This is a genomic window from Pirellulales bacterium, assembly GCA_035533075.1.
Taxonomy (GTDB): Bacteria; Planctomycetota; Planctomycetia; order Pirellulales; family JAICIG01; genus DASSFG01.
On sequence record DATLUO010000106.1, the window covers coordinates 1 to 8,993 of the forward strand.

4 protein-coding genes are annotated in these 8,993 nt (G+C 63.7%); 2 read left to right on the forward strand and 2 right to left on the reverse strand.

Going from position 1 to position 8,993, the window contains the following annotated elements; genetic code table 11:
* A partial coding sequence (locus VNH11_14060) for an Ig-like domain-containing protein (GenBank protein ID HVA47490.1) occupies window positions 1–4,340 on the reverse strand: 4,340 nt, incomplete at its 3' end.
* 598 nt (window positions 4,341–4,938) lie between these two features.
* On the opposite strand from VNH11_14060, the gene VNH11_14065 reads away from it, so the two are divergent.
* Together VNH11_14065 and VNH11_14070 are read left to right on the forward strand one after the other, a co-directional pair.
* Window positions 4,939–5,607 (forward strand): ECF-type sigma factor, encoded by a 669-nt coding sequence (locus VNH11_14065; protein ID HVA47491.1) that lies wholly within the window; start codon window positions 4,939–4,941, stop codon window positions 5,605–5,607.
* Between the two features lie 99 nt (window positions 5,608–5,706).
* Window positions 5,707–6,888 (forward strand): glycine C-acetyltransferase, encoded by a 1,182-nt coding sequence (locus tag VNH11_14070; protein HVA47492.1) that lies wholly within the window; start codon window positions 5,707–5,709, stop codon window positions 6,886–6,888.
* A gap of 149 nt (window positions 6,889–7,037) precedes the next feature.
* Here the strand turns inward: VNH11_14070 and VNH11_14075 are convergent, their stop codons facing one another.
* A complete protein-coding gene (locus VNH11_14075; GenBank protein HVA47493.1) occupies window positions 7,038–8,708 on the reverse strand; it encodes an HDOD domain-containing protein in 1,671 nt (556 codons plus the stop codon).
* Window positions 8,709–8,993 lie beyond the last annotated feature (285 nt).

Genomic DNA, 8,993 nt, shown 5'->3' on the forward strand with positions numbered 1-8,993 from the left:
TTGCCGGCGTTGTACCCCCAGCCGAGCGTGTCGATCGTCGTCGTGCCGCCGTTGGAGGTGTAGGCGATGCCTGTAAGCCTGGCACCGTTGTCGTACGAGTACGCGCCGGCCAAAACATCCTCGCGCGGGCCGACGCCGATGAAATTGTAAGCGGCCACGCTCGTAAACTGGCCGATCGCGTTGTAGCCGTAATCGACCTCCTTGGGCGAGACGATGTTGCCGCCGTTTACGTCCTGCTGCTGCACCATGGTGAGATTCTGGTCGGCATCGTAAGAATAACTGTTGAGGAAGTCGGCGGTGCCCGCGATCGTGGCCGAAAGGCTCGTGCGGTCGCCCATCAGGTCGTAGCCGCTGGCGAGGATCACGTGCGGCACGTTGGGCGTGCCGGCATTGTCGACCGACGTGACTTGGCCATCGCCGTTGTAGGCAAAGGCGTAGGCCGAGTTCAGATCGCCGGCGGAGGTGAGTTCTCCCGCCAGGTCGTAGGAATACGCCATCGCGGCGACGATCGTGGTGCCGCTCATCCAGTTCTCGGCCGTCAACTGCCGGTCGTTATTGTAAACGAAATCCCGAACACGCGCGTCGGCATCCTGGATGCTCGTGACGAGCGAGTCGGCGTTGTAGCCCCACGTCGTCGTGCCCAGCGCGTTCGTTTCGGTGAGAGGCAAATTCGTCGGGCTGAAGGACCACGTCGTCGCGTTGCCGACGCTATCGACCAGCTTGGTCTCGTTGCCCGCGGGATCCAGCGTGATTTGCGTGACTCCTCCGTTGGCATCGGTCGTTTGCACGAGGCGATAGCGCGAATCGTACTCGTCGCTCTGGGTGTGGTTGAGCGGATCGGTGGTGCTGAGAAGTTCTCCGCCATTCCCATAGACGTAGGTTGTCGTGTGGGAGAGGTTGTCTTCGATCGAGGCGGTTTGGCCATTCACCGTGAAGGTCGTGGTCGTGTATTGGCCGAGCGCGTTTTCCACCTGGTTTTGCCGTCCGTCGGTATCGTAAAAATAGCTGGTGGTGGGTCCGGTACCTGAACCGCTCGGGGGCGGCAGCGACATGCTCGTCAACTGGCTGACGTCCGTGTTGGCGTAGGCCCAGGCGGTCGTGCCCAGGGCCGTCGTCTCCGAGGTTTTGCGTGAGTCGTTATCGTAGCCGAGGGTGGTTTCGGGCCCGGATTGGCCTTGGGCCGGCGCCGGCAACGTTTCGCTCGCAAGGCGGTTGAGTTTGTCCCAAGTTTCAGAGGTAACTTCATTGAGGGCATTGGTGTACGTTAGTGTATTTCCGTTGGCATCGTACGTCCAGGCCAGCGTTGGGGATGCGTCGCCGGTGGCCGCGGGCGGCAGCGTCTCTTGGACCGGCTCGTTCCGCGAGTTCCACTCGTAACCGGTGACTTCGCCCATCGGCGTTTCGGTCGTGAGGACGTTGTTGTCCTTGTCATACGTTGTCGAAGTCACTCCCCCCGCCGCGTTCGTGACGCTCACGACGCGCCCCAAAACGTCGACGTCGCTCACGGTCTGGTGCCCGTTCTCGTCCTGATAGCTCGCTTGGTAATCATCTGCGTTATAGCCGAACTGTTCGTTCGAGTTGTCGGGCCAGATAATCTCGACGAGGCGTTCGTCGCTGTCGTAGTGGTAAGTCACCGTTACCGTGCCGACGCCGTTGTTTGGGGCGGGCATGGTCATCGTCAGCGGCCGGCTATAGGTGTCATAAGTCCATGACACTTGTGCTCCGGATGGGTCCTGCTCGGTGAGGATATCCCCCTTGCCGTCAAACGTCCGCGACCACTCTTTGCCCATGCTGTCGGTGAAGGTGGCCCACTGGCCGAAGCTGCCGGCCGTGTAGGTGAAGGTGCCGTACGTCGGGCTCGCACCGGTGGCATAGGTCTCGTCTCCGGTGCTGTCGTAGTAAATGTTCGTGACGGGCGAGGCGTCGCCCGTGGCGGGCGGCGGTAGCGTAATGACGGTTGGCAGCCCGTTGGCGTCCCGCTGGATGGTCTCGGTGTTGCCGTAGGGGTCGACCTGGCTGATCGGTTCACCGAAGGCGTTTGTCTGGTATCCCGACTGGTCGCCGTTGGCGTCGGTGCTGGTCGGGTTGACCGAGGTGGAAAGGGTGAGGTTGCTCGGGCTGGAGGAATTCGTCGAGCCGTAGCCAAAATCCTGTTCGCTGGTGTCGCTGGTGCTGGCGCCGCCTGGCAGTGAAACGCCGCTCAAACGATGGTTGGCGTCGAGGGTAAACGACGTCTGGTTGAGGTTCGGGTTGCTTTCGCTCGACATGTAGTCGCCGCTGTAGGCGTATTGCCACACCGGCGCGCCCTGGCCGTTGCCGGGGTCGGGTTCCGTGATGCTCGTCAGGTTCGTGCCGCTGTGGGCGATCGTCCAGACACTATTGGCATAATCGGAAATCGATCTCGACAGGCCATTGGTGTAACTGAGGTCCACCGCGCGGCCCCATTCATCCACAATTGAAGTTAGATCGGCGCCGCTCCAGTTGTAGCTGGTGGCCTCTCCGGTCCGCTCCAAACGGCTGGTCAGGTAGCCGCCCGAGCCGAAGTTGAATGTGACCCCTACGTGCGTGACGAGCTGCCAGCCGCCGCCACTGACGGCGGTGAGCGTCGAGAAAGCGAACGGGCCGTTCGGCGAGGTATAGCTGCCGTCTTGGTTTTGCGAGTAGTACCACGCCCCACCGTCGCCGGTCGAGAGCAGCACGCCCGCCGGCACGCCTTGCACGTTGTTGACAAACAGCCGGTAGAGCCCCGGCATGTCCCAACCTTTGCCGAACGGGCTGGCGGAGTCGTTGACCACGTTTATCGCGCCGCTGATGGTCGTCGGCGCGGCCATGTCGGGGCTGGTCACCGTGAGCGACCACGGGTAACGGCCGCTGGCCAACGGCGATGTGTCGACCTGTTCGGCCAGATGCACGTGCGACGTCGTGCCGTTGAGCGAGGACATGCTGAAATAAACCGGCGGCTGTTGCACGCCGTTGAACGTCAGCGTGGCGGTGACGGTTTCCGACGCCGCAAGGCTGGTGGAAAGGCCGAGATCGGCCTCAATCACCTGGTCCGGCTGGGCCAAAACGCTGTCGTAGACGAGCGACAGGTTATGCGCCGTGGCCGGCGCGCCGTCGGCCGGCGCGGCGCTGACCGTGGTGCCACCGGAGCCGCCGGCGGGCAAGGGCGAGGTGATGGGCTGGTCGGCGTAGGGATCGCTGAGAATCTGCCGGCTGACGTGGATCGTATCGACGGGAACCTTGGTTTGGTCGCTGGCCGAGAGCACGCTGTACTCGGTTTGCAGCGTGGCGGTATAGGCCTGGCTGGACAGAATGCCGTCAGAAACCGTGAAACCAAACGCATCGGTCCCGATCCAGCCTGGATTGGGCGTGTAGGAAAAGGAACCGTCGGAATTGAGCTGCAGCGTGCCGTGAGTGGGCGCGCTGCTGAGCACCGCTGTGATGCTGTCGCCGTCGGGATCACTGGCCAGATTCAAAACTCCTTGGGCCGCCGATACGTTGTCCGTCTGGCCGTTCGGGAGCGAATACATTTGGTTGGCGCCGGTGGGGGCCTGGTCGGTGACGTCGATCGAGGCCGAAGCCGCGGCCGAGTAACTGTTTCCATCGTAGCCTTCAAAGGAAAAGCCGTCATTGCCGTAGTAGTGATATGCAGGCGTATAGGTAAGTGAACCGTCGGAATTGAGTTGCACCGTGCCATGGCTCGGCCCGCTCACCAACACGGCCGTGAGGTGAATGTTGTTTGGATCGCTGGAAAGCGTGAGCACGCCCGGCGCCGAGACGGTCAGCGTCTGGTCGTGAAGAGTGGAGTACTGCTGCGGTTGCACCTGTGGCTGATCGCTAACCATCAGACCGATCGATACGGTGGCCGCGGAACTGTACGTGCTGCCGTCGTACGCCTCGTAGGTGAACGAATCGCCGCCGAACGGAGGGAACGTGGTATTCGTGTAAGTCAAGGATCCGTCGGAATTGAGCGTCAGGGTGCCGTAGCTCGGCGGCGTGACGAGCACGGCGGAGAGCGGGCCGTTTCCGCCGGTATCGTTGGCCAAGACGCCGGCGTAAGCAGGTATGTTGATGGCGCCGCCGTTGTGATCGTAATAGTTGTCGGGGTTGGCGGTTGGGCCGGTCAAGAGCAGCCGCGCTTCGAGTGGTTGTAAGGTGGCGAGCGCGCCACGAAGCCGCGGGCGCGTTCGTCGCCGCTGGCCGCGCGGCAGAAATAGAGAGCGCACCAGCTCGCCGACGGGGGCGAGCCAGCCGGGAAGTTTCTCGAGGCGCGACCTCTTCTCGAGTTGGGTATGTTGTTTATCGCGCGATTTGGCGGTTTTCGCGGGCGGCAAGCGCATGATCGGCGTCCTTTCGGTGGCGGGGTGAAATGCGTCCCTCTGTATTAAGAGGACGTAAAAACCGCTTTTGCGCTCTGTTATAAGATTTAATACTCAAAAGTTAACTCAACGTCGCACGCCACAAGACATTGACGAGCAATGAGTTAGGATGACGCCGTCCGCCGCAAGTGCCGCGAAAACAAATTTCGCCGCTGCGCGCGGCTCCGCCCGCGCGCAAGGATCGGAGGGTAAAATTCCCCCCTAAGGACGCGGATCAGGAACTGGACCGTCAGAACATGGCCCCCGCCGCGCGCCGCGGGCGGCGGCGGGGAAGATTTTTGTCGGGGGGCTTGACCGGCCAATAGGGACGATATACTGGAAGCCATCGTTGGGCCAGGGAGCGGCCCGCGATCACCTCTGTGAGGGAAGTTTTCTATTCCAACGCCAACCGCGGACGAGGGATACGCCGCGAGGGGCAGTTTCGGACCCACGGCGCGGTTTGCGCTCGTCGCCCACAACGTCGCGCGACGACCGCGTCCGCTCGCGGACTCCCGACCTTCAAAGGGCCAGACCGCCTCGCGAGCGCCGCCGCGCCGGCAGACGCGAAGGGAGTTTGGCTATGGCCGGAGAGGAACAACGTTTTGAGTTGACCGATTGGGTGCTCGAGGCGATCGCGCATCGCCGCTGGCGGGGCACGAACGACAACCCCGCACTGGGAAAAGCGGTCCTGCACGTGGAGAAACGCCTGTTGCCCTGGGTGCGGGAGCAGCTCGAAAACGAACGGGACGACACCCCGCCCGACGCCGAAAACCTGGTGGCCGAGGCGGGCTGCAAAGCGCTGCTCCATTTCGATGAGTTTACGGGCGTTACGGGAGGCGAGTTCTATCGCTGGATGGAAACGATCGCCGCGTGGATGATCGCCGATGTCAAACGCCAGCGCGATGCCCAGGAGAACGGCGGGTTTCGGCGCGGCATGTCGTTGGAACGCGCGGCGGAAGCGGCCCGGCTGGCCGAGCTGCTGATTTCGCCCGACGTTTCGCCGCACGATGCCTGCGTCATTCGCGAGAACGCCGTGCGCGTCCACCGCGCGATGCGGGGGCTGACCCACGAGCAGCACCGCGTGGAGAGGCTGCGGATGGGCGGCCATTCGCTCCGCGACATCGCCGCCACCTTCGGTCACTCCGCGTCGTGGGTGCATGAAGTCTGGGAGTCGGGCGCCCAGCACCTGCGGACCAAGCTCATGCGTGGCGAGCGAACGAGGCGAGAGCCCGTTGAAGCCGGAGCGTGAGCGACTTGGCGTTTAGCCGTGCCGGGCAGACGCTAGACACAAAACCCGGTCTGCCGTCTACTGTCTACCGTCTACCCCACTCGCTCGACGGAACCCAGCATGTACGGCGCCATCCAACAGCACCTTGCCCGGCAAATCGACGAAATCCGCCAGGCCGGACTTTATAAAAACGAACGCCAGCTCACGTCGCCGCAACAGGCGCACGTGGCCGTGGCCGAGGGCCAGGTGCTGAACTTGTGCGCCAACAACTACCTCGGCCTGGCCGATCATCCGGAGGTCGTCGCCGTGGCGCACCAGGCTCTCGACCAGTGGGGCTACGGCCTCGCTTCGGTCCGCTTTATCTGCGGCACGCAAGCGCAGCACAAACTGTTGGAGCAGCGGCTTTCAGAGTTCCTCGGCACGGAAGACACGGTACTCTACTCCTCCTGCTTCGACGCCAACGGCGGTCTGTTCGAGACGCTGTTGGGGCCCGAAGACGCGGTGATTTCCGACGAGCTGAACCACGCTTCGATCATCGACGGCATCCGGCTCTCGAAGGCACAGCGGTTCCGCTATCGCAACAACGACATGGGCGATCTGGAAGCGAAGCTCCGCGAGGCACGGTCGGCCCGCTTTCGACTGATCGCCACCGACGGCGTGTTTTCGATGGACGGCATTATTGCGAACCTGCCCGGCACCTGCGCGCTGGCCGACCGCCACGACGCCCTGGTGATGGTCGACGATTCGCACGCCGTGGGCGTCTTGGGGCCGGAGGGCCGCGGCAGCCACGACCATCACGGCCTCGTGGGGCGGATCGATATTCTCACGGGCACGCTGGGCAAGGCCTTGGGCGGCGCCAGCGGCGGCTATACCAGCGGCCGGCGCGAGATTGTGGAGTTGTTGCGGCAGCGGTCGCGGCCTTACTTGTTCTCGAACTCGCTGGCCCCGCCGATCGTCGGCGCGTCGCTGGCGGTGCTGGAATTGTTGAAGACGTCGAGCGATTTGCGCGACCGGCTGCGCGACAACACTCGCTTCTTTCGCCAAGGGCTGATCGAGCGGGGCTTTCAGATCGTGCCGGGCGAGCACCCGATCGTGCCGATTATGCTGGGCGATGCCGCGCTTGCCGGCCGCATGGCAGAGGCACTTTTGGCGCGCGGCATCTACGTGATCGGGTTTTCTTACCCGGTGGTTCCACAGGGAAAGGCGCGCATTCGAGTGCAGCTTTCGGCGGCCCATGCCCACGCCGATCTGGTGCAGGCACTCGACGCCTTCGCGGAAGTCAAGGATTCGCTGGGAATCTGACCCGGATCAATTTGCAATTTGAAATTCGCAATTTGCAATTTGCAATAGTAGGTTTGGGCCGAGCCCGAGGGCGCCGTATCGATTTCAAATTGCAAATTGCAAATTTCAAATTGCAAATCGTGGCTCGCTGGCCCCACCTTACGCCCCGACTAATACGCTTCGATGCTCTTGAAGCAGCCGCCGCCGGAAAGCTGGGCGGCGCGAAGGCAGCGCTCGGCACTGCTGATGATGTCGAACGGACCGAAGTTCTTCGCGGGCACGGCCACCGTCGAGGCGCCGACGCTCACGCTCGCCACGCCGCCGCCCGCAATCCGCTGCCGGACCTCGTGCAAGACGTGGTGCCCGACGTCGGCCGCCCCCGGCCGATCGCAGCCCGGCAAGACCAATGCCAGGCGAGAGGCAGTCAGCTCCAGCGGCGGAAAATGATTCGAACCGGCCGCGCGGCAGGCATCGAAAACGGCGTCGCGGACTTTCTTCGATCCCGCCACTCCCTGCATGAACAGCAGGTCGTCGAGGCCGTCAAGCTCGATCAACAACAGGCTCAGCTCCCGCCGCGTCTGACGGCAGAGGGCCGCGGCCGAGGTGAGGTAGGCCTGTAGAGTGGCATCGACCACGGCGACGGCCGACACGCCGCGGCCGGCCGGGCCACCCCTGCCCGCGGCGCAAGCGGCGACGCTTACGCTACGGGCGGTCGCTGCCGTGGAAGACGTTCGCCGCGGTCCCAGATCCGCTCGTTTTGGCTCGGTAGAGTGCGGGCTGGTGCGTGGCGCGGGGGTCGCCGGAAGGCTCGCCACCGCCGACGAGAGCGAGCGGCCCGCGTCACCGTCGGCAAAGTTCGACAGCTTCTGTGCCAGCCCTTGCCGCCCGCCGTCGAGCAGCTCTTCGGCCGCGTCACAGGCCACCAGCGACAACTGGGTGTATGCCCGTGCCAGCACCGCGTTATAGGCCAGTCCCTGGGAAAGATCGACCGAGAGTACCGCCGCGAGCTGGGTCACGGTCTCTTCGACGGAGGCCGTGATCGCCGCAAGCTGTTTCTCTGAAAACGTCGGGCCGCCGCGGGCCGCTTGCAACAGGGTTGCCAGCGCGTCGGCCCGCTCGTCGGCCAGCAGCTCGGCCAGTCTTTCCGCCAGATGGAGAATCTCGGCAGGGGTGCGAACATCGCCCGAAAGAAGTTCGATTTCCGCACGCACGTCGGGCCACTGCACGGCGGCGACCAGCATTTCGGGCAAACCCCATTGTTCGAGCAGCCCCGCCGTGAGTTGGATGTGGTCGAAGCCGATCAACCGCCGCTCCAGCGCCCGCACTTCGTCGCGCGGCCAATCGGCTTTCCGCAGGACTTCGACATAAGGCTTGCCCAGTCCCTGAATCAGCACCAGCCGGCCGAGGTCTTTGAGCAGGCCGGCCACAAACAACTCGTCGCCCGGCAGACGCCAGACTTTTTCGCTCAGCTCGCGTGCGGCCACGGCCCTGGTGAGCGTGTGCTTCCAAAACTGGTCGAGAACGTCGCGCGCCAGGCCGGCGAAGAGCGGTTCCGGCAAGCCGAAGCCGAGCACCAGCATCTTCAGCGGCTTGGTTCCCAACACCGAGAGAGCCTGCGTGAGGTCCGAGACGCGGCGACTGAGTCCGAACAGCGAGCTGTTGACCACCCGCAGCACTTTCGTGGTGAGCGCCGGATCGCGTTCGATGCACTCTTTGAGCCGGTTCGTGTCGAGCTGCGGCGCGTTGGTCAGCTCGAGCACTTCCAGCACGACCGCGGGCAAGCTATAGAGCTGCCGCGAATGGTTGAGCAACTGGGCGAGCAGATCGGGCGTAGCTTCCATGACTCGGACCGCGGCGGTTGATCGGGCATCCGATCAAGTCTACGCCACGTTTGGCCCAGAGGACGGAGCGCACTGGAGTTGCCGGACATTCCGACGGTGCCGGCCCGTCAATTGCTTAACTACCGCCTCTTGACGAAGCTAGAAAAGGGTGGGACCAGCGAGCTTGCGAGCGCCGGCCCACCACGTCCTAGGCGTCAGGCATCAGGGCGTCGGTTTGTTTGTCCTGATGCCTGACGCCTGAAACCTGACGCCTCAAATCGGTGGGCCGGCGCTCGCAAGCTCGCT

Bases quoted from the DNA above. Each gene is read 5' to 3' on its own strand.
- VNH11_14065 (HVA47491.1), top strand. From the start codon at position 4,939: ATGGCCGGAGAGGAACAACGTTTTGAGTTGACCGATTGGGTGCTCGAG.
- VNH11_14070 (HVA47492.1), top strand. From the start codon at position 5,707: ATGTACGGCGCCATCCAACAGCACCTTGCCCGGCAAATCGACGAAATC.
- VNH11_14075 (HVA47493.1), bottom strand. From the start codon at position 8,708: ATGGAAGCTACGCCCGATCTGCTCGCCCAGTTGCTCAACCATTCGCGG.